We start from the raw sequence: 25,934 nt of genomic DNA on the forward strand, positions 1-25,934 counted from the left end.
AGACTCTGAGCCGGCGCATCGCGCGCGGCTCGGGGACCGCTTTCTCATGCCCGATCTTCCTTCACAAGATGAACGACACACCCGAGCCGCGCGCCACGAGCCCCGCCGCGCGTATTCAGGCAGCGACCGCCGCCTTCGGTATCGAGGGCCTCGTCACATTCGTCGTCGCGGTGATCGCGGTCGCATGCCTGTACTTCGCGAGCGCGGTGATGATTCCGATCACGCTCGCGATCCTGTTGAGCTTTCTCGTCGCGCCGCTCGCCGATGCACTGGCCCGGCTCAAACTCGGCCATGTCGCGTCGGTGTGCGCGGCGGTGCTGATCTCGGTGTCGGTCATCGCGCTGTTGTGCGCGGTGATCGCCACACAGTTGACTGATCTCGCCGCCGGCATGCCGCGCTATCAGGCGACCATCCATCACAAGCTCGATACCGTGCACAGCCTGACGATCGGCAAGCTGAACCGTTTCGCGAGCGAGGCAGGGCAGGCGTTGCAGCCCGCGACGATCGAGCCGCCGCAATTACCAGCGCCGAACGGTGCGGCGGCCGCGGCGAGCCCGCAGGCATCGACGGCGGTGCCGGTGGAAGTGCGCGAGCCGGTGCCGACGCCGTTCGAGCTCGCGCGACGCGTATTGTCGCCGGCCATCAGTCCATTGGAAACCGCGTTCATCGTGTTCGTCGTCACGATCGTGATCCTGCTGCAACGTGACGACCTGCGCGATCGGGCGATCCGGCTGTTCGGCTCGCGCGACCTGCATCGCACGACCACGGTGATGGACGAGACCGCGCGGCGCCTGAGCCGCTACTTCGTGTCGCAGCTCGGCGTGAACACCGGCGTCGGCGTCGTGATCGGCGCGGGGCTGTTTCTGATCGGCGTGCCGAGCCCGGTTCTGTGGGGCATTCTGGCGGCGCTGTTGCGGCTCGTGCCCTACGTCGGCATCTGGATCGCGGCGATACTGCCCACCGCGCTCGCGGCCGCGGTCAGTCCCGGCTGGGAGATGGCGATCTGGTCGCTGGTGCTGTTCGTGGTCGCCGAGCTCGCAGTGGGGCAGGTGGTCGAGCCGCTGTTGTATGGGCGCAGCACGGGCCTGTCGCCGTTTTCGGTGGTGGTCGCGGCGATCTTCTGGAGCTGGATCTGGGGGCCCATCGGACTGATCCTGTCGACACCGTTGACGCTGTGTCTGCTGGTGCTCGGCCGGCACGTGCGGCGTCTGGAGTTTCTCGACGTGCTGCTCGGCGATCAGCCCCCGCTGACGCCGGTCGAAAACTTCTATCAACGCGCGCTCGCCGGCGATCCGGATCAACCGATCGAGCAGGCCGAAGTGCTGCTGCGTGATCGCTCGTTGTCGGCCTATTACGACGAAGTCGCGATCGGGGCCTTGCGGCTCGCGGCCAGCGACGTAACGCGCGGCAGCGTGACGAGCGCACAGCTCGCGCGCATCGAATCGACGACCAACGAGCTGGTCGACGGCCTCGACGGCTACGAGGATCGCGAGCCCGCACCGCTCGCGAGGCAGTCGCACTGGGGCGCGGCGGGCCCGCTCGCGCCCTCCGACGAAACGCGGGCCGCGCGGGCGATGCCACGATCGCTCGACGCGGCGAACAGTGGCATGAGCACCGCGACGGTCACGCCGGAGGAGACCCACGGCCCGCAGCCGGAGCCGGGCAGCGATCCTTCCGTCATAGAGCCCGTATTCGCATGGCATGCGCCGACGAGCTGCGTGTTGTGCCTGCCGGGCCGTGGCCCGCTCGATGCGCTCGCGACGATCATCCTGCTGCAGTTGCTCGGCAAGCACGGCTTCGCGGCGCGCTCGCTGCCGCACGAGGCGGTGTCGCGCGCGTCGATCGATAGCCTCGAGGCCGACGACGTCGGCATCGTCTGCCTTCTGTATCTGCAGATCGACGGCATTCCGTCGCATCTGCGCAATCTGATCCGGCGCATCCGCGCGCGCTTGCCGAACGTGTCGATCGTGGTCGGCCTTTGGGCGCCCGAGGATACGCAGCAGTGGAGCGCGGAGCAGCAAGAGTCGCTGGAAGCGGATTGCGCGGTGACGTCGTTGCAGCAGATGCTAGCCGCGTGCCGTCATCTCGATGCGACGCGAACGGTGATTGAGGAGCCGCAGTTCGAGCATGGCTGACGCCTTGCGGCCTTGCCGTCTTGCGGCCTCGCCGCATCGCGGCCGGTTATCCGCCACTGCCTGGCGGCGCCGCCGCGCCAGCCGCTCCCGCCGCATCCGCATCGCTCTGCCAGCCCCCGCCTAGCGCCTTGTAGAGCGCCACCAGATCGGTGCTGACCTGGGTCGTGCCTTGAGCGTATTGCTCGCGTGCCTGCGCGAGCTGCCGTTGCGCGTCGAGCACGTTAATGAAACTCGTGAGCCCCTTGCGATAGCTGTCGCGCGACAGATCGAACGAGGTCTGCTGCGCGCTGACGCTGTCGGCGAGCGCATCGCGCCGCGCCTGATCGGTGCGATAGACGACGAGCGCGTTATCCACGTCCCGCAGCGCGCTCAGCACGGTTTTGCGGTAATCGAGCGCGGCCTCGGCCTGCTCGGCCTTCGACATGCGCAGATTGGCGACCAGCGCGCCGCCCTCGAAAATCGGCAGCGACACGGTGGGTCCGAACGAATAGAACAGGTGCGACCAGCGCGCGAGATCACGCGCATTCGTCGCGCGCGTGCCGGCCTTGCCGGTCAGCGACACGTCCGGATAGAACTGCGCGACCGCGACGCCGACACTCGCCGTTGCCGCATGCAGGTTCGCCTCGGCGCGGCGGATGTCGGGCCGGCGCCGCGCGAGCGTCGACGGCAGGCCTACCGGCACGACGGGCGGCACCGGCGGCACGGTCTGCGGCGCGCTCAGCTGCGCTTCGAGCGCGCCGGGCGGCTCACCGATCAGATACGCGAGCGCGTTCAGCGCCTGGGCGATCTGCTGGTCGTATTGCGGCAACTGCGTTTTCGTTTGCGCGAGCTGGGCGCGGGCGCTTTGCACATCGAGCTGGCTCGCGAGTCCGACCTTCGCCTGGTTCTCCGTCAACGCGACGGTCTCGCCTTGCTGCTCGACGAGGCTCACCGCAATGTCGTGCAAGGTCTGCGCGCCGCGCAACTGCATATAGGTCTGTGCGACCTCGGCTTCGAGCGATAGCAACGCGTCGTTGCGGCTTTCGTACGCGGCCTCGGTTTGCGCGTTCGCGGCCTCGACCGAGCGACGCACACGGCCGAACAGGTCGAGCTCCCAGGTCGCGTCGAAGCCGACCTGCCACAGATTGATCGGCGCCGTGAGCTGATCGAGCAGGTTGTTCGCGCCGTTTTGCAGCGCGGCGCCCGCGCCCGGTGCGATCGCATTGACCGGCGAATTCGGCGCGCCGAGCTGATCGACCTTATCGAAGGCGCCGTTCTCCTGCAGAAAACCTTTGAGGCCGAGCTGCTCGCGCTGATAGCTGCCGGTCGCGCGCAGGTTCGGCAGACCCTGGGCGGCCGCCGCTTGCACCTGGGTGCGCGCTTCGACGATGCGCAGCACCGCCTGCTGCAAGTCTAGGTTGCCGAGCGCCGCGCGAGCGATCAGCGCGTCGAGCGTCGGATCGTTGAAGCTGCGCCACCAGCGCGGGTCGGGATCGGTGTCGAGCGTCGGCACCGAAGCGACGTTGGCCGCCGTTGCGGATGATGCGCCGCTTGCGGCCGCATCGCTCGCAGCGGTGCGCTGGGTATCGTGCCACTGCGCCGGCACGTCGGCGTGCGGCGCATGAAAGTCGGGGCCGACCGTGCAGGAAGCGAGCAGCAGCGCGGGCATGCCGACGACGACACACGCAATCAAACCCGTAGCGGAATCGGGAACGTTGCGCCTTAAACGAAGCTTCACTTCAAGGTCCTCCGCCGCCGGACGCTTTGACCGGTGAAAAGAAAATCGTGATCGGAATGCAAAGCGTGCAGAAAATCGCGAGGAACGCGAACACGTCGACATAGGCGAGGAACGTCGCCTGCGAGATGTACGTGGTGTACAGATGGCCGTTTGCGGTTTGCAGCGCCTGCGAATGCGGCATGCCATTCATGTCGGCGATCCTCTGGGCGTTGCGTTGCAAGGTATCGTTGTAGTTCTGCGAAAGCGGCGACATGAACTCCGACAGGTGCGCCATGCGCGCCTGCGTGCGCTCGCGAACCATCGCGGTCGACAGCGAGATGCCGATCGAACCCGCGACGTTACGGAACATGGTAAACAGCGCGGACGCGTCGTCGTTGAGTCGCGGCGGCACCGTCAGATACGCAAGCGTGGTGATCGGCACGAACAGGAAGCCGATCGCGAGCGACTGCGCACTGCGCATCTTCACTAGCGTGAAGTAATCGATGTCTGGCGTGAGCGTATGCGAATACGCGAGCGCGCACGCGAGCAGCCCGAAGCCGGTCGCCACCAGAAAGCGCGTCTGCACGTGCGGCATCATTTTGCTGATCAGCGGAATTTCCATCGTGATCAGCACCGCGCCCGGCGACAGCACGAGGCCCGCGAGCATCGCCGTATAGCCGAGCTGCTGCTGCGCGAGCTGCGGCACGAGCACCGCGCTGCCATAGAGAATCGTTGCGAACGCGGCGATCGTCACGCAGCCGAGCGCGAAGTTGCGGTCCTTCAGACAGCGCAGATCGACGACCGGCTTTTTCGTGTACAGCAGCCAGTAGGTCGCGCCGACGATGCCCGACACCGCGAGCACCGTAAACATGCGAATGAAGTTCGATGAAAACCAGTCGTCGTCCTCGCCGCGATCGAGCATCACCTGCAGGCAGCCGAGGCCGACCGCGATCAGAACGATGCCCACGTAATCCACTGACACGCGCAGGTCGCCCTTGCGTTTCCATGGCGGGTCCTCGACCAGCTGCATCACCGCGAGCGAGGTCAGCACGCCGAACGGCACGTTCACGAGGAACACCCAGCGCCACGAAAAGTTGTCGGTGATCCAGCCGCCGAGTGTCGGTCCGAGCACCGGCGCGACGACGATCGCAACCGCCGAGATCGAGAACGCGCGGCCGCGCTGCTGCGGCGGAAACGTGTCGAGAATGATCGACTGCTGGTTCGGTTGCAGCCCGCCGCCGAAAAAGCCCTGCAAACAGCGGAAGATGATGAGCTGCCACAGATCGGTCGCGATGCCGCACAGAAACGAGCACACGGTGAACGCAATGATGCAGACGAGGAAATAGCGCTTGCGGCCGAGCAGCCGGCCGAAGAAGCCCGAGAGCGGCAGCACGATGCCGTTGGCGACCAGATACGAGGTCAGCGTCCACGTCGCTTCGTCGTAGCTCGCGGACATCGTGCCCGCGATATGCGGCAACGCGACGTTGACGATGGTCGTGTCGAGCACTTCCATGAACGCCGCGAGCGTGACGACGATTGCGATCAGCCACGGATTCGCGGATGGCTTCCAGTTCGACGATTCGTCGCCTGGCGCGGCATCGGACGCCGTCATTTCAGGTACACCTTCGGCTTAACCGACAAGCCGAGCCCGAGCGGATGATCGCGCGGCAGACCTTCGTCGATGATGATCTTGACCGGTACGCGCTGCACGATCTTCACGAAGTTGCCGGTCGCGTTTTCGGTCGGGAACGCCGAGAAGCGCGAACCGCTGCCGAGTTGCACGCTATCGACATGGCCGCGCAGCTCGAGCTTCGGATACGCGTCGACGTCGATCTTGACCTTGTCGCCGGGGCGCATGCGTTCGAGCTGCGATTCCTTGAAGTTCGCGGTGATCCACACCTGCGGCGTGACGATCGAGAACAGCGACACGCCCGCGGTGAGGAAGCTGCCGAGCTGCACGTTGCGCCGCGTGATCCAGCCATCCGACGGCGCGCGCACCTCGCAGTACGACAGATTCAGCCGCGCCTGTTCGAGCTGCGCCTCGGCCTGATGCACCTGCTGGCGGCGTTCGTCGACGCTGGCCTCGGCCTCGCGCAACTGCTGCGGCACGAGGCTCGCGGTGCGCTGCTGCGCACGCGCCTGCTCGACGCTCGCGCCGGCCGACTGGCGCTGCGCGTCGGCGGTATCGACGTTCTGCTGCGTGGTCGCGCGCGGATCGACCGAGTGCTGACGCTGCCAGGCGGCTTGCGCCTCGCGCAGATTCGCTTCCGCCGACGAGGTCTGCGCCTTCGCCTGGCGGTACTGCGCGGGATACTGCACGCCCGCGATATCGAGCTGCACCTGCGCGGCGTTCAATTGCGCCTTCGCAAGGCCGAGTTGCGCCTTCGCCTGATCGACCTGTGCCTGGTAGTCTCGCTTGTCGATCACGAGCAGCAGGTCGCCCTTGTGCACGAACAGGTTGTCGTCGACCGCCAGCGTCACCACGTAGCCGGAGACTTTCGGCGCCATCGTGATTGCGTTGCCATCGGTGTAGGCGTCGTCGGTCGTTACTTCGTTGCGGGTCGCGAACCACCAGACGAAGCCGACGATGCCGATCAGGATGACGACCGCGCCGAGGATGATCAGCGGCTTTTTGCCGGGCTTTTTCTGCTGGCTGTCCTCGTCGCCGTTGTCCTTGTTCTTGTCGTTGCCGCGTTTGCCTCCGTCATCGCGTGCGTCGTTGCCGTCGCGGCGCGCATCCCCGTGCGGCGCATCACGCCCGGATGCTTCCTTCCCGGTGCTGGCCGAGCCGGTCTCGTCTGACATGGTGAGTCGTTTCCGTCGTTCCAGGGGGTTGAGAATGGGGGAGTGCAGTAGATGCCACCCGCGGCCGCCGTGATCACAGCAATGCACGAGGCCGCGGGCACTCGGGAAACACGGGCAGCGCGCAGCGCGCCGCCACGCGCCTATTGACCGGCGGGCTTGTCGTGCCCGGCCTTTGCCTTGTCCTGCTCCGGCTCGATCTTCGTGGTGCCGCCGGTCGAAGGCGGGTCGCTAGCCGGGAAGCTGTCCTCGACCTGTTCGTCGATCTGCTGTTCGCTCTTTTCCGAGTGCGGATGCTGTTCCTTGTGTGTCGTCATGGTGGCTCCTTTCTCAACGTTGAACGGCAAGACGATGGCTCACGACGCCGCCGCTTGCGGCGCGCTGCCGGCCGTCGCGCCGATGATCGTGAGCGCTTCGGCGCGCGACAGCCCGCCGCGCATCGCGTCCGAAAGCCGCGCGGTCAGCGCTTCGCGCTCGCAGGCGAACACCGCGTCGACATTGCCGTCGCGCACGTACAGCGCGATGAACTGGTGATGATCGAAGTCGCCATCGACGACGATCTCATCCCACTCGCTCGCGTGACCCAGGTATTCGAAGTTCTTGCCGTAGTGATAGGTCCAGAAGAACGGCACGTCCGCATAGCGGGTACGCAAACCGCACATGTTCTGCGCGGCGATGCGCGCATGCTGCTGCGCGACGCGCCAATGTTCGATACGCAGCGGCTCCTGGTTCTCGTGCAGCGAGAACACGGCGATATCGCCGGCCGCATACAGACCGCACGCGGCGCTCATGCCGGCATTGACGACCACGCCGCCGTCCTTCTGCAACGGCAGTCCTTCGACGAATCCTGTAGCCGGCGCAACCCCCGTGCCCAGCAGCACGACATCGGCGGCGATGGCTTCGCCGTCCGCGAGCATCACCGTATGCACGTTGCCTTCCTCGCCCTCAAGCGAGGCGACCTTCGCGTCGAGATAAAACTTCACGCCATTGCTTTCGTGCAGCGCGCGAAACATCTGGCCCGCGCGCTCGCCGAACTGCTTCACGAACGGCACCTTGTCGCGCGAAATCACGGTGACGGGCACGCCGTGCTTGCGCAACGCGGATGCGACTTCGAGGCCGATGAAACTGCTGCCCAGAATCGCGACGCGGGTTTGCGATGCATCGTCGCCGAGCGCGTCGATCAACGCGGCGGCATCGTCGAGGTGCCGCAGCACGTGCACGCCGCCGAGTTCGCAGCCTGGAATGTCGGGCACTTTCGGCACGCTGCCGGTGGCGAGCAGCGCGGTGTCGTATTTGAGCGGCTCGATGCTCTGCCCGCCATTACCCGCGCCGGCTTCGAAATGGATCGTGCGCGCGGGCACGTCGAGCCGCGCGACCTTCGCGACGATCCGTTCGATGCCGTGCGTGTGCAGCCAATCGGGCGGCAACAGCGGCGGCACGTCGGCGGGTGGCATTTCGAACGATGGAACGAATTTGCTCAGCGAGGTGCGGTCGTACGGCGCGTGCGCTTCGTCGCCGATCAGCGTGATGCGGCCCTCGAAGCCGAACTCGCGTAACGCGGCACAGGCGGCGGCGCCGGCCGCGCCCGCGCCGATCACCACGTAGTGCTTGCGTTGCGCGGCGGCATCGAGCGCGGGCGTGCGCGCCGCCGCATCCGGCGCGGCGATTTTTTCCGCCGATACGAGCACGTCGTCGCCATCGAGCGTGACCGGGTAGCGATCGAGCGGCAGCAGCGGGGGCGGCTCCAGCACGTTGCCGGTCGTGACATCGAAGGTGCCCTTGTGCCACGGACAGATGATGCGGCCGTGGCACAGCGCGCCCTCTTCGAGCGGGCCCCCCGCATGCGGGCAATCCGGGGAGTACGCGCGCACGGTGTCGCCGTCGCGCACGAGCAGGATCGGCGTGTCGTCCACGGTGACGCGCACCGCGCGCTCCGCCGGCAATTCCGATAGCCGCGCAACGCGGCGGGCAGTCGTCGACATGGTGAGGCCTCGCGCATGGAAAGGCTCGCGCAGCGCAGCGAGGCGCGTCGCGAGCAGGAACGGACGTGGGCTTGCCATCAAGCAGCGATAGGGCAGCAATCGGTGTGCCCGCGCGGCTTAGCGAAGTGATGCAGCGAACCCGCTTGGGAAGATAGGCCGAGTTGCGGTAAATTTCGAGGCAGGGGAATTAGCGCGCGAACAGCGGCGTGCGAATTCACAGGCAATGCCTTCCCTGACCGTAGCCAACTTTGATGGAGCAGGTGACCGTGCAGCGTGCAGAACGTGTCGCAGTCGATGTGCCGATGCCGTCACGCAACTTCGCGGCGACACGGCGCATGTTGCTGATCGTGCTGGCCGTGTCGATCGTGTTTCCGTTGGCCTGCCTCGCGGGCTACGGCTACTTCGACTACCAGCGCCGGATCTCCGATGCGAACGATATGATCGACCGCCTCGCGCGCGTGGCGCAAGAGCAGGCCGTCAAGGTGCTGGATCTGAACCGGCAGATGGCCTCGCGCGTGATCGAGCTGCTCGGCGATTCCGACGATGCGCAGATCCGTACGCGCGAGCGCGAATTGCATGAGCGCCTGCAGAGCATTGGCGGCGACTTTCCGCAGGTGGCATCGATCGCGCTGCTCGGCGTGAACGGCGAGCTGCTCGTGTCGAGCCTCGCGTATCCGGCGCCGGCGGTGCAGATCGGCCAGCGCGACGATTTTCTCGCCGCGAAGGCGATGCGTCCGGAGCCGTATTTCTCGCTGCCGATGTTCGGCCCGCTCTCGAAGGTGGACGTCTTCACGACCGCGATCGGCCGCTCGGACGCGAACGGTCGGTTTCTCGGCGCGGTCACGGTCGCGCTGCGCAACGAATATTTTTCGCGTTTCTATCACGAACTGACCAACGGCGATCAGTCGCTCGCGCTCGCACTATACCGGCAGGACGGCAATCTGCTGGTGCGCTATCCGCCATGGCCGGCCGGCGCGCGGCCGTCGATGCACAGCGCGTTCATGTCCGCGTTGCGCGAAAAACAGCTGTTCGGCCACGTGCGTCTGGATTCGAGCGTCGACGGCGTCGAGCGGCTGCTCGCGTTTCGCCGCGTCGGCGACTACCCGTTGTATGTGATGAGCGCGTACGCGACGTCGTCGATCGTGGCGGCATGGCGCATGCACTTTCTGTTGATCGCGGCGCTGACGGCGATGCCCTGTATCGCGATCTGGGCGCTCGTGCTGTATTCGCTGCGCCAGCTCGAAGCGGAGCGCCGCGCGTGGGAGCGCTGGCAGGGCGAGGTCGCAATGCGTCTGTCGGCCGAAGCGTCGAGCCGGCAACTGCAGCGCATGGGCGCGCTCGGCAATCTGGTCGCCAATGTCGCGCACGATTTCAACAATCTGCTGATGGTGGTGTCGGCCAATACCGAGCTAGCGCGGCTCAAGCACTACAACGATCTCGAGAAGGAAGTGCAAGCGGTCGAGCGTGCCACCGCCACGGCCGAAGCGCTGACACGGCGTCTGCTCAGCGTCGCGCGCAAGCAGCCGCTGAAGCAGGAGCCCGTCGAGCTTGCGCGCTGGCTGCCGGCCGCCGTGCCGCTGATCAACGCGGCGCTCGGCGACACGATCGAGCTGGCGCTGCGCATACCGGAGGGCCTGTGGCAGGTGCTCGTCGATCCGACCGATCTCGAGTTCGCGATCGTGAACATCGCGATGAACGCGCGCGATGCGATGCCGCGCGGCGGGCGCTTCGTGATCCGCTGCCAGAACAATCGGCTGGTCGGCAGCGACACGCTCCTGCCGGACGGCGAGTACGTGCTGATCGCCTGCTCCGACGACGGCGAAGGCATGCCCGAATCGGTCGCGCGACGCGCGTTCGAGCCGCTCTTCACGACCAAGCTGCGCGGCTCGGGCACCGGCCTCGGGCTCGCCCAGGTGCTGTCGATGTCCGAGCAGGCCGGCGGCACCGCGAAGATCGACAGCGTGCTGGGCAGCGGCACGACGATACGGATGTTTTTGCCGCGCTATCGTGAGCGCGCCGCAACGGCCGGCGCCGATGCGCGCCAGCCGCTGCCGGCCGCGGCCGGGGTCATACTGCTCGTCGAGGACAACGAGGACGTCGCGGCCGGCGTGACCGCGGTGCTCGAAACCTTCGGTTGCGAGGTCCATCACGAGCCGACCGCCGACCAGGCCTTCGACGTGCTGAGCGCCGGCGAGCGCTTCGAGCTCGTGCTGTCGGACATCCAGATGCCGGGCAAGCTGAACGGTATCGACCTCGCGGAGAAGATCCGCAGCGCGTGGCCGTCGCAGAAGATCGCGTTGATGACCGGTTACGCCGACGAGCTCGACCGCGCGCGTCGGCTCGGCATCGCAATCCTCTCGAAGCCCTTCAATATCGACGAATTGCATGCGCTGGTGGCGTGCGGCCCCTGAAGCCGCGGCACGCCGTTCGCGCATTGCGTGCATGTGCTTTTCCTGTCGTGCTGTGCTGCGGCACAGCCCTTGCTGAAAAGACTGCGAGGTTTGCGCGTGCGGCTGCCGCGCGCCCACTTCGTTTCGACCCTCTCGACACCCAGGAGAATCGCCATGAAGATCAGACACGCAGTGCTAGTTTCCACCTTGCTCGCGGCTTCGTCGCTCGCGATGGCCCAAGGTGCCGGCGGTGGCGCCGGTGGCGGCGGGGGGCCGGCTGGCACCGACCCGAACACCAACGCCGCGACCTCGTCGCGCGAGGGCGGCGATGCGGGCCCGGCGACGACGGCTACGCCTGCGACCCACCATCACATGAAGAAGCACTCGAAGTCGAAGAAGCCCATGACCGACTCGACGAATACGCCGGGCGCCGACGCGAGCAGCGATACGAAGGGGCAGTAAGCGCCGCGTATTGAGGCAGAAGAACGGCAGGAGCCGCGCGCCGGTCCCCCGGCGTGTCGGCTCCTGCGGTTTCGTACAGAAGCGTGATGACGGGCGATTCGCGCTGCGCCCGCCAGCGCTCAATCCTTTTCCATCGACGGGTCGTACTTGCCGAGCGCGGCCGCGCCATTCAGACGCGCGCGCTTGAGCAGCGCCTGCTGCGCTTCCTTTACATTGCCCGGCTGGCCGCGCCACGCATTCAACGGCGGCTCCTGCAACGCGCGCCCATACGAAAAGCTCAGATTCCACGGCAGCGCGCCGAGCCGGTTCATCGCGCTGAGATTGGCGGTAGCCTCCTCGGGCGACTGTCCGCCCGACAGGAACACGAGACCCGGCACCGAAGAGGGCACTGTGCGCATCAGCACGCGCACGGTCGCCGCCGCGATATGCGCGGTGCTCGACTGCTGCTCATGCTCGGAGCCGGCCAACACCATGCTCGGCTTCAGCACGATATGTTCGAGCACGACGCGATGCCGATGCAGCGCATGAAACACCTCGTGCAACACGGCCTCGGTCACTTCGGCGCAACGCTCGATCGTGTGATCGCCGTCCATCAGCACCTCGGGTTCGACGATCGGCACGATGCCGGCTTCCTGGCTGATCGCCGCGTAGCGCGCGAGCGAATCGGCGTTCGCCTCGATCGCGAGCCGGCTCGGCAGGCTCGCGCTGATGTTGTAGACCGCGCGCCACTTCGCGAAGCGAGCGCCTTGCCGCTTGTAATCGACGAAGCGTTTGGCGAGACCGTCGAGGCCTTCGGTGATCTCGTCGCCCGGAGCGAGCGCGAGCGGCACTTTGCCGAGGTCCACCTTGATGCCAGGCACGATGCCGTTCGCCGCGGCCACCTGCGGGAACGGCGTGCCGTCGTCGGCTTTCTGGCCGAGCGTTTCCTGGTAGAGGATCACGCCGCTCACGAACTCGCCGAGGCCGGGTGTCGTCAGCAGCAGGTTGCGATACGCGCGACGGTTTTCTTCGGTCGATTCGAGGCCGATCGTCTTGAAGCGTTTGGCGATGGTCGGGCCGCTTTCGTCGGCGGCCAGAAGCCCCTTGCCCGGTTGAATCATCGCCTTGACGGTGGCTTGCAGCTCGCTACGGGTGTCCATGAGGTGTGCTCCCTTGGGTAGGCTCCGTACGATGCGGTGTGCGGAGAAGTGCCGGTGACGGTTTCCTTTGCGTGACGGGTGGGTGCGAAAGCGGACTTTATTCGCCGAGCAGATGCAACACGATATCGCGCGGCTGTGGCTGACGCCGATGTTCGAACAGATAGAGCCCCTGCCATGTGCCGAGCACCATTCTTCCATGCTCGACGGGCACCGATAGCTGCACCTGCGTGAGTGCCGTGCGCAGATGCGCGGGCATATCGTCGGGGCCTTCGGTGTCGTGCTCGTAGCGCGTGTCGTCCTCTGGCGCGAGGCTCTCGAAGTAGCGCTGCAGATCGCGCCGCACCGATGGATCGGCGTTCTCCTGGATCAGCAGCGACGCCGACGTGTGCCGGCAAAACACCGTCAGGAGACCTGTACGGATGTCCGTATCGTCGACGAAGCGGCGCGCGTCGTCGGTAAATTCGACCAGGCCGCGGCCACGGGCCTGGACACGCAGATGATGGATGACCTGGCGCATGATGGAGCTCGAATGTCAGAGCGACGCGAATGCGTCCTCGATGTCCTCGGCGCTGCGAGGCCGCACCACGCGCGCGACCTCGGCGCCGTCGCGCATCAGCACGAGCGTCGGCCACAGCTTGACCTTGAACGAGCGGCCGAGCGGGCGGCCGGGACCGTCCTCGATCTTCAGATGCCGCAGGCCCGCGTGCGGCGCGAGCGCCTGCCGGATCGAGGCCTGCGCGCCCTGGCAATAGCCGCACCAGTCGGTGCCGAATTCGACGACGGTGGCGCCGGGCAGCGAGTCGAGCTCGGCGCGGGAAGGGGCTTTCGGGGAATAAGCTGTCGAGGAGGTCATGCGTGCTCCGCTCTTGATCTTGATCTGCCAAGGGTAGCAGCTATGCTGCGGATCGTCAGCGCAGCGGCCGTATGCAGCCGATGCGCGTGATGTCGCCGCGGCATGTTAAAAAGCGTGCGCGCGTGCTCGACCGATCGACGCGCCGCGTCATCGCACGGAACCTCGCAAAACATGAACGCCCGAATCTATCTGCAACATCCGCAGCACAAGGACGCAATCGCGGTCGCGACCGGCTTCAGCTGGGGCGCGTGCCTGCTCGGCTTCATCTGGGCGCTGTCGAAAAGAATGTGGTTCGCCGCGTTCGTGATGCTGGGCATCAACGTGATTCTGCTCGGCATCGGTCTGTGGGGCGAGACGGCGGACCTGATCGGCTTCGGGCTGTCGATCGTATTCGCGTTCGCGTGCGGCGCGTATGGCAACCGTTGGCATCGCTGGACGCTCGAACAGCGCGGCTACGTGACCGTGTGATGCGTTCGCGCTGGAGCGGGGATTGCTGCGCGCAGACGTGTGATCGAAGCTGAGTTCAATCCGTGATGGAGGCGTTTCATGCTCATTGGATCGACAGTCGCTGGTCTCGCCGTTTCGTTGGGGATGTTGGCCATCGCGCCGCTCGCCCACGCCGCCGACGCGGCGCCCCCTGCCACGCTCGCCGCCACCCCCGCCACACCAGCGTCCGCTCCCGCCGACGACACCTTCCTGCTGACGATCTTCCTGCGCCACGACGAATCGAAGCCGCTGCCGAAGATCAACGATCAACTGCGCGAGCAGGGCTTCTTCAAGACCTTTCCGCCGCCCGGCATCGAAGTCGTGTCGTGGTACGTGATGATGGGCATCGGACAGGTCGTGACGCTGCGCGTGCCCGCGAGCCGGCTGCGCGAAGTGAACCGTGCGATCGAATCGACCGCGTGGGGCGGCTATCACACCGAGTTCTATCCGACCTACGACTACAAGGCGCAGGCGCAGCAAATGCGCGCAACTGAGGGCAAGTAGCGGCGAGCGTGCCTGCAGCTTGCCGCTAACCGCACGCATCGGCGCGGCACGGCGCGAGCAGCGCTGCGCACGGGCGCGCGCATTCCACATTTGGGACGGCTGTTGCGCGGGTTTACGCGGGCCGCGCTCCGGGTCGATAATGCCCCGGTCGTTTTGGCCCCGAGCCCGCGACGCCTATCGTGCCGTCGAGCGCATCGAAGCGCAGCGAGGCCGCTCCACCTGACCCTCCGTCCCCGTGTTGAAAACTGCGCGTTTTTTCGACCTGCTTCGCATTCCTGGCTTCAAGCCGCTCGCTGCCGCCACCCTGATGCTCGGTGTGGCGATGTCCTTCACCGCACCGTATCTGTCTCTGTTCGGTATCGAACGCGCCGGCATGACGCCGTTCCGGCTCGGCGTATTCATGACGCTGATCGCCGCGAGCGGCGTGCTCGCGAGCACGGCCGCCGGGCGCTGGAGCGACCGGAGCGGGCGGCACCGGCCGTTGTTGCTGGCGGCGCTGATCCTGGCCGCGCTCGGCTACCTGTGTCTGTGCGTGGTGCGAGATTACCGGCTGCTGCTCGTGGTCGGCATCGTTTTCATCGGCGCGGGCGGCTCGGCGATTTCGATGGTGTTCTCGTTCAGCCGCGCGGCGCTGCCGGTGCCGGACCCGGCCGAACGTGTGTTCGCGAGCGCGACGCTGCGCACGATCCTGTCGGCCGCATGGGTGTTCGGGCCGTCGGTCGGCGCGCTGGTGCTCGCCGCGACGAGCTTCACCGGGCTGTTCCTGTTCGCGGCCGCGAGCTTCGCGACCTGTGGCTTCATCGTCTGGCGCATGCAGGAGCCGCAGAGCCATCTCGGCGATCACACGGTCGAGGACACCGCGTCCGAGCCGTCCGCGTCGATCACGGTGCCGCCGCTGCGGCAACCCGGCGAGGATGCGCACGAAACGCTGCCAGCCGCGTCGGCGAACGACATCCTGCGCTCGGTGACCGCGCTGACCTTGCTCGGCCTCGCCGCGAACGCGACGATGATCGTGCTGCCGCTCTACATCGTGCACGGGCTGAACGGCACGCATCTCGACGTGTCGGTGATGCTCGGTCTCGGCGCGCTGACCGAGATCCCGATGATGCTCGCGCTCGGCGCGAAGTCGTCGTCGCTGCACAAGCCGAACTGGCTTGCCGCGTGCGCGGCCGTGCATGCGGTGTACTTCGTCGCGATGTCGCTCGCCGGCAACGTCAGCGTGCTGATCCCGATGCAGATGCTGAACGCGTTCGTGGTCGCCGTGACCTCGTGCCTCGGCATGACCTACGTGCAGGATCTGATGCCGCATTCGCCCGGGCGCGCGACCGCGCTGTTCTTCAATGCGGCGCGAGTCGGCTCGATCCTGTCGGGGGTGCTGTCCGGGCTGCTCGTGCAGGCGTTCAGCTATCGCGGCACGTTCCTGTTTTGCGGACTGCTGGGGCTGTGCGCGCTCGTGCTGTTCGCGGTGCCCGGCTATCGCTATCCGCTGATGTGGCGCGCGGTGAAGCGCTTCGCGGCCGAGCAATACGCGAAGCTGGCCGCGCGCCGCGGCACGCGCCTGCCCGAGCGCAGCGAATGACGCGCGACACCGCCGCATCCGCCTTCGTGCGGATGCGGCGCGCCTCCAGCCGCGCGGAACTTTGACCCGCGCCGCACCTCTGCAAAAAAGTGCGGCTTCTTTCGACCCATTCGGCGCACCTCGCGACACAGCGCCTATGCTTAAGGGCAACCACGCCGCCGCAACACGACGACCAGAAAATCGGACAGCGCAACGCAGCATCTTCCGGAGCGAGCTATGCAGCTAGGCATGATTGGATTGGGACGGATGGGCGCCGACATGGTGCGGCGCCTGACCAGCGGTGCTCAGCAATGCATCGTGTACGACGTGCAGCCGGCGGCCGTCGACAGGCTGAAGCAGGAAGGCGTGGCCGGCGCCAGCTCGCTCGAAGACCTCGTCGCGAAGCTCGCCAGGCCGCGCGCCGTGTGGCTGATGGTGCCCGCCGCGGTGGTCGACGCGACGCTCGACAAACTCGTGCCGCTGCTCGAACCGGGCGACATCGTGATCGACGGCGGCAACTCCTACTATCACGACGACATCCGCCGCGGCCAGCAGCTCGGCGCGCGCCAGCTTCACTACGTGGACGTCGGCACGAGCGGCGGCGTGGCGGGGCGCGAGCGCGGCTACTGCCTGATGATCGGCGGCGAGGCCGAGGTCGTGAAACGGCTCGAACCGATCTTCTCGGCGCTGGCGCCCGGCGTCGGCTCGGAGAGCGCGACACCGGGCCGCGCGGCGGGCGCGAGCACCGCCGAGCAGGGCTTTTTGCATTGCGGCCCGCAAGGCGCGGGGCATTTCGTCAAGATGGTTCATAACGGCATCGAGTACGGGCTGATGGCCGCTTATGCCGAGGGCCTGAACGTGCTGCGCCACGCCGACGCCGGCCGCCACGCGCGCGAAGCCGATGCGGAGACGTCGCCGCTGCGCCACCCCCAGCAGTATCAGTACGATCTGAATCTCGCGGACATCGCGGAGGTGTGGCGGCGCGGCAGCGTGATCGGCTCGTGGCTGCTCGACCTGATCGCCGGCTCGCTCGCCAGCGACACAGAGCTGAAAGGCTACGCGGGCCGCGTATCGGATTCGGGCGAGGGGCGCTGGACCGTCGCGGCGGCCATCGACGAAGGCGTGCCGACGCCGGTGCTCAGCGCGGCGCTGTTCGCGCGCTTCAGTTCGCGCGGAGAAGCCGATTTCGCGAACCGCGTGCTGTCGGCGATGCGGCACGATTTCGGCGGCCATGCGGAAAAACCCGTCGCGCCGGACGGCTGGCTGAAGTAGCCGAGGCGATCCACGAACCTGCCACGAGGAACCGCGATGCCAGTCACTTCCGCGACGCCGCACGATGTCGTATTTCTATTCGATTGCGATAACACGCTGCTCGACAACGATCACGTGCTGCAGGATCTGCGCGCGCACATGATGGGGCAGTTCGGCGAAGAGAACAGTGCGCGCTACTGGGAAATCTTCGAGAACCTGCGCACTGAACTCGGCTACGCCGACTACCTCGGCGCGCTGCAGCGCTACCGGACCGAGCATCCACGCGACACGCGCCTGCTGCTGATGTCGTCGTTCCTGATCGAGTATCCGTTTGCGAACCGGCTCTATCCGGGTGCGCTCGACGCGCTGCGGCATGTCGGCAAGTACGGGCCGACGGTGATCCTGTCGGACGGCGACGTCGTGTTCCAGCCGCGCAAGATTTCGCGCTCGGGCCTGTGGGACGAAGTCGAAGGACGCGTGCTGATCTACATCCACAAGGAGTTGATGCTCGATCAGGTGATGGATTGCTATCCGGCGCGCCATTACGTGATGGTCGACGACAAGCTGCGGATTCTGGGCGCGATGAAGAAGGCATGGGGCGCGGAGCTGACGACCGTGTTTCCGCGCCAGGGACACTATGCGTTCGATGCGAAGGAGATCGCGAACAATCCGCCCGCGGACGTGAGCGTCGGGCGAATCGGCGAGTTGGCGGAGATCGACGTGGAGACGCTGTTGCGTAGCGGGAAGGGCAACTAGGCGGCGCCGCGCGCGATGTGCGGGCACCGCTTCAGGGGTGAAGCCGCGGGTGAAGCCGCGAGATCAAGCGCCCAGCGCTTTCAGGCGCGCCTGGGTATCGGCGGCGCCCATCCGTGCGGCGGCATCGGCCGCGCTGACGCCGTTCGCGTCGCGCGCATGCGGGTCCGCGCCGTGCGCGAGCAGCAAATCGACGATTGCGGTGCGGTTGAACATCGCGGCGATCATCAGCGCGGTGCGGCCATCGGGCGATGCGCCTTCGACGTCGGCGCCATGCGCGAGCAAGGTTTCGATCACGTTGTCGAAGCCCTTGAACGCGGCGCCCGCGATCGGCGTCTGTCCCGCATCGTTGCGCAGGTTCGCATCGGCGCCCTGTTCGAGCAGCGTGCGCACCGCGTCGACGTGACCGTGGTAGCTCGCGAGCATCAGCAGGCTGTCGCCGCGTTCGTTGCGCAGATTCGGCGGTACGCCTTTTTCGATGACAGCGGCGAGCATCGTCGCATCGCCGCGTCGCGCGAGGTCGAAGACTTCGCGGGCGAGCGCCTGCAATTCAGGATCGGGCTGCGAAGCGGGCGGGTTGTTGGTGTGGTCGCTGTGGTGGGCCAAAGCTCTCTCCTTGCGTTGAATGAGCGGCGCGAGGCAAATGTCACGCCAGGTCTTGCAAAGAGCATACACATTCCGCGGCGCTCGCGTCCGCGTGCCGACAGCGGCGCCGCTGTGCTAGGCGTGGCTGAACAGCTTGACCAGCAGCCCGAATACGCCTATCGGTATTCCGACCGCCACGAACGTCAACACGAGCGTCAGGACCAGAACCTTAAGCACTTTGAGCGCACTGGGAGATCTCGACATGGCGGCCATTGACCTGAGACAGAGGATCACGAAAAGAAAGCAGACAGCGCAAGGCAATTGCAGTACGAATGCCACATTCAGCGCGAGATACTGCGAGGGGTAGAAAAATCATTCGCCCCCGGTTTGAGCAGCTTAGTACATTCGACCCGTGCCCCACGGCTTCGTTTCGATTGCACCGCATCATCCGCCAACCAGCCTGACAGTTCTTTTCGAGGAGTGACGCCATGGCCGAAGCAACCTCGCATCCCACCCCACCGCAAGTTCTGGACCCCGATACGCTGCGCAACCTCGATCGCTACTGGCGCGCATGCAATTACCTGTCGGTCGGCATGATCTATCTGCGCGACAACCCGCTGCTGCGCGAACCGCTGAAGCCCGAGCACATCAAGAACCGGCTGCTCGGCCACTGGGGTTCCGACGCCGGCCAGAGCTTCGTGCTCGTGCACCTGAACCGGCTGATCCGCAAGCACGATCTCGACATGATCTTTCTTTCCGGCCCCGGTCACGGCGCGCCGGCGAGTCTCGCGCACTGCTATCTGGAAGGCACCTACTCTGAGGTCTATCCGGACCGCAGCGAGGACGAAGACGGCATGCGGCGCTTTTTCCGGCAATTCTCGTTCCCGGGCGGCGTCGGTTCGCATTGCACGCCCGAAACGCCGGGCTCGATTCACGAAGGCGGCGAACTCGGCTACTGCCTGTCGCACGGCTACGGCGCCGCGTTCGACAATCCTGAGCTGATCGTCACCGTGATGATCGGCGACGGCGAAGCGGAGACCGGGCCGCTCGCCACCTCGTGGCATTCGAACAAATTCCTGAATCCGATCCGCGACGGCGCGGTGCTGCCGGTGCTGCATCTGAACGGCTACAAGATCGCCAATCCGACGCTGCTCGCGCGCATTCCGCGTGAAGAGCTCGAGGCATTGATGGTCGGTTACGGGCACAAGCCCTATTTCGTCGAAGGCGACGATCCCGACACGATGCATCAGCAGATGGCGGCGACGCTCGAACAATGCATCAGCGACATTCGCGCGATCCAGCAGAACGCGCGGCAGAACAACGACACCAAGCGGCCGCGCTGGCCGATGATCGTGCTGCGCTCGCCGAAGGGCTGGACCGGGCCGAAAGAAGTGGACGGTCACAAGGTGGAAGGCTCGTGGCGCTCGCATCAGGTGCCGGTGGCCGATGCGGTGACCAATCGCAAGAGTCTGAAGATCGTCGAGGATTGGCTGCGCAGCTACGGTCCCGAAACGCTGTTCGATGCGAACGGCCGGCTCGTCGAAGAACTGCGCGCGCTCGCGCCCGAAGGCGCGCGCCGCATCAGCGCCAACCCGCACGCGAACGGCGGCCTGCTGTGCAAGATGCTCGACATGCCGTCGTTCCGCGACTACGCGGTGGCCGTGAAGAAACCGGCGGCGGCGTATACGTCGCCGACCGCGGTGCTTGGCACCTTCCTGCGCGACGTGATGCGCAAGAACATGTCGAACTTCCGGCTGTTCGGCCCCGATGAAACGTCGAGCAATAAACTGCATGCGGTTTATGAAGTGTCGGGCAAGACCTGGCTCGATCCCCTCGAACCGAGCGACGCCGACGGAGGCTACCTGTCGCCCGACGGCCGCGTGATGGAGATGCTCAGCGAGCACACGCTCGAAGGCTGGCTGGAAGGCTATAACCTGACCGGCCGTCATGGGCTCTTCGCGACCTACGAAGCGTTCGTGCACGTGATCGACTCGATGTTCAACCAGCACGCGAAATGGCTCGAAAAATCCAAGCGCGAGCTCGGCTGGCGGCAGCCGGTGCCATCGCTCAATCTGCTGATCACGTCGATCGTGTGGCGCCAGGATCACAACGGTTTCACGCACCAGGACCCCGGTTTTCTCGACGTGGTCACGAACAAGAGCCCGGAAGTGGTGCGCATCTATCTGCCGCCCGATGCGAACTGTCTGCTGAGCGTTGGCGACCACTGCCTGCGCTCGCGCGACTACGTCAACGTGATCGTGTCCGACAAGCAGCCGCATCTGGATTATCTCGACATGGACGCGGCCGTCATTCATTGCACCAAAGGTATCGGCATCTGGGACTGGGCGTCGACCGACCAGGGCGCCGAGCCGGACGTGGTGATGGCGTGCGCGGGAGACATCGCGACGATGGAAGCGCTCGCCGCCGTGCAGATCCTGAAGGAGCACTGCCCGACGCTGAAGATCCGCTTCGTCAACGTGGTCGATCTGTTCCGCCTGATGCCCGAGCGTGCGCATCCGCATGGACTGTCCGACCGCGATTTCGATTCGCTGTTTACGACCGACAAGCCGGTGATCTTCAACTTCCACGCGTATGCGGCGCTCGTGCACAAGCTCACGTACAACCGCAAGAACCACGGCAACATGCACGTGCATGGCTACAACGAGAGGGGCAACATCAATACCCCGCTCGAACTCGCGATCATCAACGGCGTCGACCGCTTCACGCTGGCGATCGATGCGATCGATCGCGTGCCGACGCTGCGCGGTGTCGGCGATCATACGAAGGAGTGGCTGCGCGGGCAGATCATCGAGCATCTCGCGTATGCGCACGAGGAGGGGATCGACAAGGAGGAAATCCGCAACTGGACGTGGAAAGGCTGAGGGGGACACCATGCACGACCACGATCAGGAACGCACGATCCTCGTGTTGAATAGCGGGTCCTCGTCGCTGAAGTTCGGGCTTTTCGCACCCTCGGCCGACGACGAAACGCTGCTGCTCGAAGGCGCGGCCGAGGGTATCGGCCGCACCGATGGCCGCCTGCGGATCAAGGCGGCCGATGGCCGCGTGCTGTTGCAGCAGGACCAGAAGCTCGACTCGCAGACCGAGGCGCTGCAACAGCTTTCGCAACTGCTCGTGCAACAGCATCATGCGCGGCCCTCGGCGGTGGGGCATCGCGTCGTGCATGGCGGCCCGCATCTGCGCACGCACCAGCGCATCACCGACGACGTGCGCCGTCAGTTGCTCGACGCGCTGCACTTCGCGCCACTGCATATCCCGCCGGCACTCGAGTTGATCAACGAAGCCACGGAGATTTTCCGCGACGCTACGCATTACGCGTGCTTCGACACCGCGTTTCATGCGACGCTGCCACCGCGCGCCGCGCGGCTCCCGCTGCCGCGCCGTTATGCGGACGCCGGCGTGATCCGCTATGGCTTTCACGGGCTGTCGTACGAATCGCTGGTCAAGCAACTCGGCGCGGCTTTGCCGTCGCGCGCGGTGTTCGCGCATCTCGGCAATGGTGCGAGCCTGTGCGCGCTGCTCGACGGCCGCTCGGTCGATACGACGATGGGCCTGACGCCGACCGGCGGCATCCCGATGGGCACGCGCAGCGGCGATCTCGATCCGGGCGTGCTGCTGTATCTGATGCGCGCGGAACGGCTCGACGCCGATGCGCTGGACACGCTGCTCAATCGCCAGAGCGGTCTGGCCGGTTACGCGGACGGCGAAAGCGACATGCAAGCGCTCCAAAAAAGCGCGGCGGCCGGCGATGCGCACGCGTCACTCGCGCTCGATGCGTTTGCGACCGGAGTGCGCAAGACGATCGGCGGATACGCGGCACTGCTTGGCGGCATCGATCTGCTGGTGTTCACCGGCGGGATCGGCGAGCACAGCGCCGAGGTTCGGCGGCGCGTATGCGACGGTCTTGCGTTTCTCGGGCTCGTCGAGGGCGATCCGGCGGGCAAGGTGAGGGTGCTGCACACCGAGGAGGAGAAGCAGATCGCGCGGCATTGCCGGCAACTGCTGCAAGCAGGCCTGAGCTGAACGGCCTGACCCGCCTGGGCCGCGTTATGCCGATTTGACGACGGTCCGGTCCGCGATGCCGGTGACGCCGAACAACCGCGTCACGTCTTCGAGCATCGCGGTGCGCTGTGCTTCGCGCTGAAGCTCACCCGACAGCGTGATGCGTCCGTGCGTGACCTTCACGCGCACCGCGCGCGGCGGCACGGCCGAGTCCCACGCGAGACGGCGCGCCGCTTCAGCGGCGATCTGAGCGTCGGTCAGGCGGGCAGGCTCGCCAGATTTCCAGCTAGCGGAGCGCATCGAGTCTCCACGAAACAGAATGTCCATCCCTTCACACTAGCAGATGCGCCGGGATTTGCCCGCGTGCGCGCCTGGCCGCTGCCGCGCGCGTTTCGAGGGTATGCTCACGGTTCGTTCCGACCGAGCCCACGCCCGAATCATGTCCGACTTTCCCATCGACAACCCGTTTCTCGAATCGCTCGGCGTGCGTCTGACGCAATGGCGCGACGGCTACGCTGAGCTGCTGACGCCGATCGACGCGAGCAAGCTCAATCGTCAGGGCGTGCTGCAAGGCGGCGCGATCGCGACGCTGCTCGATGCCGCCGCAGGCTACGCGGGCCTGTATGCGCAGCCGGGACAGCCGGCCCGGCATGGCTTCACGCTGTCGCTGACCACCAACTATCTGGACAAGGGGCTCGGCGCGACGGTCACCGCGAAGGGCTTTCTCGAACGGTCGGGCCGCTCCATTTTCTTTTCGCGCGCCGAAGCGTGGGTGGACGGCAAGCTGCTGATCGCGAGCGCGCAGGGCACCTTCAAGTATTCGAAGACCGCCTGACGCGCGGCGGCGCCGGCAGCGCAGATTCCCGCACCGCGCGAACCGCGCCGCGTTTATCATAGTGGCCACCTGACAGAACGCGCCGTCCAGCCGCGAACGGCGCGCGCATCTTCCACGAGACCTCGCATCCCCATGAATTCGACTCCCGACGCTCCTTCCCGACCCTCGCTGCGCGCGCTGACCGCGCTCGAAGGTCGTGTTCTCGGTGTGCTCGTCGAAAAACAGAACACAGTACCCGACAGTTATCCGCTATCGCTGAACGCGCTGACGCTCGGCTGCAATCAGAAGACCGGCCGCGCGCCGGTGATGAACGCGACCGAGGCCGAGGTGCTGACCGCCATCGACGGCTTGAAACGCCTGAGCCTCGTGTTCGAGGGCAGCAGCAGCCGCGTGCCGCGCTTCGAGCACAACATGAACCGCGTGCTCGGACTGCCGGGACAGTCGATCGCGCTGTTGACCACACTGCTGCTGCGCGGCCCGCAAACGGCCGCCGAATTGCGCCTGAACAGCGCGCGTCTGCATGGTTTCGCCGATATCTCGTCGGTCGAAGCGTTTCTCGACGAGCTGGCCGCGAACGATCCGCCTCGCGTCGTCCGGCTGCCGCGCATGGTGGGCGAGCGCGAGAATCGCTGGATGCATCTGTTGTGCGGCGAGGTCAGCATCAGCGAAGCCGCGCAGTCGGCGGTTGCCGAGGACGACAGCGTGCCGCTGTCCGCATTCGAGGCGCTGAAGGCCGAGCAGAAGCGTCTCGCCGATGAAGTCGGCCGTCTGCAATCCGTCGTGCGGCGCATGGCGGCCGAGCTGGGTATCAGCGCGGACGATTTGTGATCTGAATTGCACACGGAAACGGAAACGTAAAGCCGCCCGTTTCACGCATCGCGCCGACGCGGCCTGTCCGCCAGCAACGTGCGCTGCGTGCGATAGAAGATCCGCGGCGGCACGTTCGGCGAGTCTTCTGCGAGACGGTCGAGTTCGGTACGGATCCCGGTGAGGTAGTGCGCTTCGCGCGCATCGGCGTCGCCGGCAAACACCGCTTCGAGCCGCCGGCGCACCGCGCCATAGCGCGCACCGGCCGCGCGATGCTTCTCGGCACGCTCCGCATAGCGCAGGAACGTTTGCAACGCCGCGGAAATCGCCGCCGTCACGCTGACGAGCCCAACGAATATCCGCATCTCGAACGACACCGGCGGCACGCTCAACGACGCGAACACCGCCGTGCCGACGAACGCGGTCAGCGCGGTCACGAGCCAGCCCATGCGGCGCTCGCGCGCCGACAGCAGATCCGCCATGTCGTAATGGCTCATCTGCGATTCGCGCGCGCGGCGAATCCATTTCAACAGCAACTCGGTTTCGTCGACGGGCGGCTCGTAGGCGGGCAGGGTCGTCATCGTTCAGTGGTCGGCACGCAGATCAATCGTAGGAAAACGAGCTGCCGAACTTCTCGATCCGCTCCAGCGCCATGCCCGAGCCGCGGACGACGCAGGTCAGCGGCGCCTCGGCGACGAACACCGGCAGGCCGGTTTCCTCGGCGAGCAGTCGGTCGAGATCGCGCAGCAGCGCGCCGCCGCCCGCGAGCGTGATGCCGCGCTCGGCGATGTCCGCGCCGAGTTCCGGCGGCGTCTGTTCCAGTGCGATCTTCACCGACGACACGATCTGGTTCAGCGGATCGGTCAGCGCTTCGAGAATTTCGTTGCTCGACACCGTGAAGCTGCGCGGAATGCCCTCGGACATGTTGCGGCCTTTGACCTCCATCTCCATGACCTCGGAGCCCGGAAACGCAGAGCCAATTTCCTTCTTGATCGCCTCGGCGGTCTGCTCCCCGATCAGCATGCCGTAGTTGCGGCGGATGTAGTTGACGATCGCGTCGTCGAACTTGTCGCCGCCGACGCGCACCGAGCCCTTGTACACGATGCCGCCTAGCGAGATCACGCCGACCTCGGTGGTGCCGCCGCCGATATCGACGACCATCGAGCCGGTCGCATCCGACACCGGCAGGCCGGCGCCCGTCGCGGCGGCCATCGGTTCCTCGATCAGATAGACCTGCGAGGCGCCCGCGCTATGCGCGGCCTCCTTAATCGCGCGACGCTCGACCTGGGTCGAACCGCATGGAACGCAGATGATGATGCGCGGCGAGGGTGCAAAGAGCCGCGCCTCGTGCGCCATCTGGATGAAGCGCTTGATCATCTGCTGGGTGATGTTGAAATCGGCGATCACGCCGTCTTTCATCGGCCGGATCGCCTCGATGTTGCCCGGCACCTTGCCGAGCATCTGCTTCGCTTCACGGCCCACGGCGAGGATGATCTTCTTGCCGTTCGGCCCGCCTTCCTGGCGGATCGACACGACCGACGGCTCGTCGAGAACGATGCCCTTGCCGCGCATGTAGATAAGCGTGTTCGACGTGCCGAGGTCGATCGCGAGGTCGTTGGAAAAGTAGCCGCGCAGAAAACCGAACATGCGTATTCCTGTCTTTGCGAAGGCGG

At 66.1% G+C, this 25,934-nt stretch carries 25 protein-coding genes; 12 read left to right on the forward strand and 13 right to left on the reverse strand.

The window, feature by feature from the left end:
• Window positions 1-68 precede the first annotated feature (68 nt).
• A complete protein-coding gene (locus AB3X94_RS12240; RefSeq protein ID WP_368611653.1) occupies window positions 69-2,135 on the forward strand; it encodes an AI-2E family transporter in 2,067 nt (688 codons plus the stop codon).
• Window positions 2,136-2,181: 46 nt separating this feature from the next.
• Here AB3X94_RS12240 and AB3X94_RS12245 read toward each other — a convergent pair whose 3' ends face one another.
• The 5 genes from AB3X94_RS12245 to AB3X94_RS12265 all read right to left on the reverse strand — a co-directional run bounded on the left by AB3X94_RS12245 (window position 2,182) and on the right by AB3X94_RS12265 (window position 8,615).
• Window positions 2,182-3,783, reverse strand: a complete 1,602-nt coding sequence (locus AB3X94_RS12245) for an efflux transporter outer membrane subunit (protein ID WP_368611710.1) — start codon at window positions 3,781-3,783, stop codon at window positions 2,182-2,184.
• A gap of 70 nt (window positions 3,784-3,853) precedes the next feature.
• Entirely contained in the window at window positions 3,854-5,443 is a 1,590-nt protein-coding gene (locus tag AB3X94_RS12250) for a DHA2 family efflux MFS transporter permease subunit (RefSeq protein ID WP_176105942.1), read from the reverse strand.
• Complete coding sequence (locus tag AB3X94_RS12255) at window positions 5,440-6,636, reverse strand: HlyD family secretion protein (RefSeq protein ID WP_368611654.1); 1,197 nt, start codon at window positions 6,634-6,636, stop codon at window positions 5,440-5,442. Before AB3X94_RS12255 ends, AB3X94_RS12250 begins: the two co-directional genes overlap by 4 nt.
• A gap of 140 nt (window positions 6,637-6,776) precedes the next feature.
• Complete coding sequence (locus AB3X94_RS12260; RefSeq protein ID WP_176105940.1) at window positions 6,777-6,950, reverse strand: hypothetical protein; 174 nt, start codon at window positions 6,948-6,950, stop codon at window positions 6,777-6,779.
• Between the two features lie 39 nt (window positions 6,951-6,989).
• Complete coding sequence (locus AB3X94_RS12265; RefSeq protein ID WP_368611711.1) at window positions 6,990-8,615, reverse strand: FAD-dependent oxidoreductase; 1,626 nt, start codon at window positions 8,613-8,615, stop codon at window positions 6,990-6,992.
• A 266-nt stretch (window positions 8,616-8,881) separates the two neighbouring features.
• Here AB3X94_RS12265 and AB3X94_RS12270 point away from each other — a divergent pair, with 266 nt between their 5' ends.
• Together AB3X94_RS12270 and AB3X94_RS12275 are read left to right on the forward strand one after the other, a co-directional pair.
• Window positions 8,882-11,026: a response regulator gene (locus AB3X94_RS12270; protein ID WP_312883530.1), complete on the forward strand. Its 2,145-nt coding sequence runs from the start codon at window positions 8,882-8,884 to the stop codon at window positions 11,024-11,026.
• Between the two features lie 153 nt (window positions 11,027-11,179).
• Entirely contained in the window at window positions 11,180-11,467 is a 288-nt protein-coding gene (locus AB3X94_RS12275) for a hypothetical protein (RefSeq protein ID WP_176105938.1), read from the forward strand.
• 119 nt (window positions 11,468-11,586) lie between these two features.
• Here AB3X94_RS12275 and AB3X94_RS12280 read toward each other — a convergent pair whose 3' ends face one another.
• From AB3X94_RS12280 to AB3X94_RS12290, 3 genes are all read right to left on the reverse strand, one after another.
• Complete coding sequence (locus tag AB3X94_RS12280) at window positions 11,587-12,606, reverse strand: class I fructose-bisphosphate aldolase (protein WP_176105937.1); 1,020 nt, start codon at window positions 12,604-12,606, stop codon at window positions 11,587-11,589.
• A 97-nt stretch (window positions 12,607-12,703) separates the two neighbouring features.
• A complete protein-coding gene (locus AB3X94_RS12285; protein WP_176125723.1) occupies window positions 12,704-13,123 on the reverse strand; it encodes a secondary thiamine-phosphate synthase enzyme YjbQ in 420 nt (139 codons plus the stop codon).
• A gap of 15 nt (window positions 13,124-13,138) precedes the next feature.
• The gene (locus tag AB3X94_RS12290) at window positions 13,139-13,459 is read right to left on the reverse strand and encodes a thioredoxin family protein (RefSeq protein WP_176105935.1); all 321 of its coding nucleotides are present in this window, start codon (window positions 13,457-13,459) and stop codon (window positions 13,139-13,141) included.
• A 171-nt stretch (window positions 13,460-13,630) separates the two neighbouring features.
• Here AB3X94_RS12290 and AB3X94_RS12295 point away from each other — a divergent pair, with 171 nt between their 5' ends.
• The 5 genes from AB3X94_RS12295 (at window position 13,631) to AB3X94_RS12315 (ending at window position 18,014) form a co-directional block, all read left to right on the forward strand.
• Window positions 13,631-13,927: a DUF2628 domain-containing protein gene (locus tag AB3X94_RS12295; protein ID WP_368611655.1), complete on the forward strand. Its 297-nt coding sequence runs from the start codon at window positions 13,631-13,633 to the stop codon at window positions 13,925-13,927.
• A gap of 78 nt (window positions 13,928-14,005) precedes the next feature.
• Window positions 14,006-14,449 carry a hypothetical protein gene (locus AB3X94_RS12300; protein ID WP_176105933.1) on the forward strand — a complete coding sequence of 148 codons (444 nt, stop codon included), beginning with the start codon at window positions 14,006-14,008 and terminating at the stop codon, window positions 14,447-14,449.
• A 235-nt stretch (window positions 14,450-14,684) separates the two neighbouring features.
• Window positions 14,685-16,028, forward strand: coding sequence for a sugar efflux transporter (locus tag AB3X94_RS12305; RefSeq protein WP_368596246.1), 1,344 nt, complete (start codon window positions 14,685-14,687; stop codon window positions 16,026-16,028).
• Between the two features lie 216 nt (window positions 16,029-16,244).
• The gene (gnd, locus tag AB3X94_RS12310; protein WP_368611656.1) at window positions 16,245-17,279 is read left to right on the forward strand and encodes a phosphogluconate dehydrogenase (NAD(+)-dependent, decarboxylating); all 1,035 of its coding nucleotides are present in this window, start codon (window positions 16,245-16,247) and stop codon (window positions 17,277-17,279) included.
• Between the two features lie 36 nt (window positions 17,280-17,315).
• On the forward strand, window positions 17,316-18,014 hold the full coding sequence (locus AB3X94_RS12315; RefSeq protein ID WP_176105930.1) for an HAD family hydrolase: 699 nt from the start codon (window positions 17,316-17,318) through the stop codon (window positions 18,012-18,014).
• A 63-nt stretch (window positions 18,015-18,077) separates the two neighbouring features.
• On the opposite strand, the gene AB3X94_RS12320 is transcribed toward AB3X94_RS12315, so the two are convergent.
• Window positions 18,078-18,617, reverse strand: coding sequence for an ankyrin repeat domain-containing protein (locus AB3X94_RS12320; RefSeq protein ID WP_176105929.1), 540 nt, complete (start codon window positions 18,615-18,617; stop codon window positions 18,078-18,080).
• A gap of 114 nt (window positions 18,618-18,731) precedes the next feature.
• Window positions 18,732-18,860, reverse strand: a complete 129-nt coding sequence (locus AB3X94_RS12325) for a hypothetical protein (RefSeq protein ID WP_255208912.1) — start codon at window positions 18,858-18,860, stop codon at window positions 18,732-18,734.
• A gap of 224 nt (window positions 18,861-19,084) precedes the next feature.
• On the opposite strand from AB3X94_RS12325, the gene AB3X94_RS12330 reads away from it, so the two are divergent.
• Both AB3X94_RS12330 and AB3X94_RS12335 read left to right on the forward strand, forming a co-directional pair.
• Window positions 19,085-21,478 (forward strand): phosphoketolase, encoded by a 2,394-nt coding sequence (locus AB3X94_RS12330; protein WP_368611657.1) that lies wholly within the window; start codon window positions 19,085-19,087, stop codon window positions 21,476-21,478.
• A 10-nt stretch (window positions 21,479-21,488) separates the two neighbouring features.
• Window positions 21,489-22,640: an acetate/propionate family kinase gene (locus AB3X94_RS12335; protein WP_368611658.1), complete on the forward strand. Its 1,152-nt coding sequence runs from the start codon at window positions 21,489-21,491 to the stop codon at window positions 22,638-22,640.
• A 24-nt stretch (window positions 22,641-22,664) separates the two neighbouring features.
• Here AB3X94_RS12335 and AB3X94_RS12340 read toward each other — a convergent pair whose 3' ends face one another.
• On the reverse strand, window positions 22,665-22,919 hold the full coding sequence (locus AB3X94_RS12340; protein ID WP_176105926.1) for a BON domain-containing protein: 255 nt from the start codon (window positions 22,917-22,919) through the stop codon (window positions 22,665-22,667).
• A 139-nt stretch (window positions 22,920-23,058) separates the two neighbouring features.
• Between AB3X94_RS12340 and AB3X94_RS12345 the strand changes: the two genes are divergently transcribed.
• Window positions 23,059-23,454 carry a PaaI family thioesterase gene (locus tag AB3X94_RS12345; protein ID WP_368611659.1) on the forward strand — a complete coding sequence of 132 codons (396 nt, stop codon included), beginning with the start codon at window positions 23,059-23,061 and terminating at the stop codon, window positions 23,452-23,454.
• Window positions 23,455-23,586: 132 nt separating this feature from the next.
• Window positions 23,587-24,282, forward strand: coding sequence for a YceH family protein (locus AB3X94_RS12350; protein WP_368611660.1), 696 nt, complete (start codon window positions 23,587-23,589; stop codon window positions 24,280-24,282).
• Between the two features lie 41 nt (window positions 24,283-24,323).
• Here AB3X94_RS12350 and AB3X94_RS12355 read toward each other — a convergent pair whose 3' ends face one another.
• Window positions 24,324-24,842, reverse strand: a complete 519-nt coding sequence (locus AB3X94_RS12355; protein ID WP_176105924.1) for an SLATT domain-containing protein — start codon at window positions 24,840-24,842, stop codon at window positions 24,324-24,326.
• A 22-nt stretch (window positions 24,843-24,864) separates the two neighbouring features.
• A complete protein-coding gene (locus tag AB3X94_RS12360) occupies window positions 24,865-25,908 on the reverse strand; it encodes a rod shape-determining protein (protein WP_176105923.1) in 1,044 nt (347 codons plus the stop codon).
• Window positions 25,909-25,934: the final 26 nt, after the last annotated feature.

The sequence above is a fragment of the Paraburkholderia sp. BR10923 genome (assembly GCF_040948765.1).
Classification (GTDB): domain Bacteria; phylum Pseudomonadota; class Gammaproteobacteria; order Burkholderiales; family Burkholderiaceae; genus Paraburkholderia; species Paraburkholderia youngii.

Bases quoted from the DNA above. Each gene is read 5' to 3' on its own strand.
- AB3X94_RS12245 (WP_368611710.1), bottom strand. From the start codon at position 3,783: ATGCCCGCGCTGCTGCTCGCTTCCTGCACGGTCGGCCCCGACTTTCAT.
- AB3X94_RS12285 (WP_176125723.1), bottom strand. From the start codon at position 13,123: ATGCGCCAGGTCATCCATCATCTGCGTGTCCAGGCCCGTGGCCGCGGC.
- AB3X94_RS12325 (WP_255208912.1), bottom strand. From the start codon at position 18,860: ATGTCGAGATCTCCCAGTGCGCTCAAAGTGCTTAAGGTTCTGGTCCTG.
- AB3X94_RS12260 (WP_176105940.1), bottom strand. From the start codon at position 6,950: ATGACGACACACAAGGAACAGCATCCGCACTCGGAAAAGAGCGAACAG.
- AB3X94_RS12290 (WP_176105935.1), bottom strand. From the start codon at position 13,459: ATGACCTCCTCGACAGCTTATTCCCCGAAAGCCCCTTCCCGCGCCGAG.
- AB3X94_RS12265 (WP_368611711.1), bottom strand. From the start codon at position 8,615: ATGTCGACGACTGCCCGCCGCGTTGCGCGGCTATCGGAATTGCCGGCG.
- AB3X94_RS12250 (WP_176105942.1), bottom strand. From the start codon at position 5,443: ATGACGGCGTCCGATGCCGCGCCAGGCGACGAATCGTCGAACTGGAAG.
- AB3X94_RS12355 (WP_176105924.1), bottom strand. From the start codon at position 24,842: ATGACGACCCTGCCCGCCTACGAGCCGCCCGTCGACGAAACCGAGTTG.
- AB3X94_RS12360 (WP_176105923.1), bottom strand. From the start codon at position 25,908: ATGTTCGGTTTTCTGCGCGGCTACTTTTCCAACGACCTCGCGATCGAC.
- AB3X94_RS12300 (WP_176105933.1), top strand. From the start codon at position 14,006: ATGCTCATTGGATCGACAGTCGCTGGTCTCGCCGTTTCGTTGGGGATG.
- AB3X94_RS12240 (WP_368611653.1), top strand. From the start codon at position 69: ATGAACGACACACCCGAGCCGCGCGCCACGAGCCCCGCCGCGCGTATT.
- AB3X94_RS12340 (WP_176105926.1), bottom strand. From the start codon at position 22,919: ATGCGCTCCGCTAGCTGGAAATCTGGCGAGCCTGCCCGCCTGACCGAC.
- AB3X94_RS12330 (WP_368611657.1), top strand. From the start codon at position 19,085: ATGGCCGAAGCAACCTCGCATCCCACCCCACCGCAAGTTCTGGACCCC.
- AB3X94_RS12280 (WP_176105937.1), bottom strand. From the start codon at position 12,606: ATGGACACCCGTAGCGAGCTGCAAGCCACCGTCAAGGCGATGATTCAA.
- AB3X94_RS12295 (WP_368611655.1), top strand. From the start codon at position 13,631: ATGAACGCCCGAATCTATCTGCAACATCCGCAGCACAAGGACGCAATC.
- gnd (WP_368611656.1), top strand. From the start codon at position 16,245: ATGCAGCTAGGCATGATTGGATTGGGACGGATGGGCGCCGACATGGTG.
- AB3X94_RS12315 (WP_176105930.1), top strand. From the start codon at position 17,316: ATGCCAGTCACTTCCGCGACGCCGCACGATGTCGTATTTCTATTCGAT.
- AB3X94_RS12345 (WP_368611659.1), top strand. From the start codon at position 23,059: ATGTCCGACTTTCCCATCGACAACCCGTTTCTCGAATCGCTCGGCGTG.
- AB3X94_RS12350 (WP_368611660.1), top strand. From the start codon at position 23,587: ATGAATTCGACTCCCGACGCTCCTTCCCGACCCTCGCTGCGCGCGCTG.
- AB3X94_RS12335 (WP_368611658.1), top strand. From the start codon at position 21,489: ATGCACGACCACGATCAGGAACGCACGATCCTCGTGTTGAATAGCGGG.
- AB3X94_RS12275 (WP_176105938.1), top strand. From the start codon at position 11,180: ATGAAGATCAGACACGCAGTGCTAGTTTCCACCTTGCTCGCGGCTTCG.
- AB3X94_RS12255 (WP_368611654.1), bottom strand. From the start codon at position 6,636: ATGTCAGACGAGACCGGCTCGGCCAGCACCGGGAAGGAAGCATCCGGG.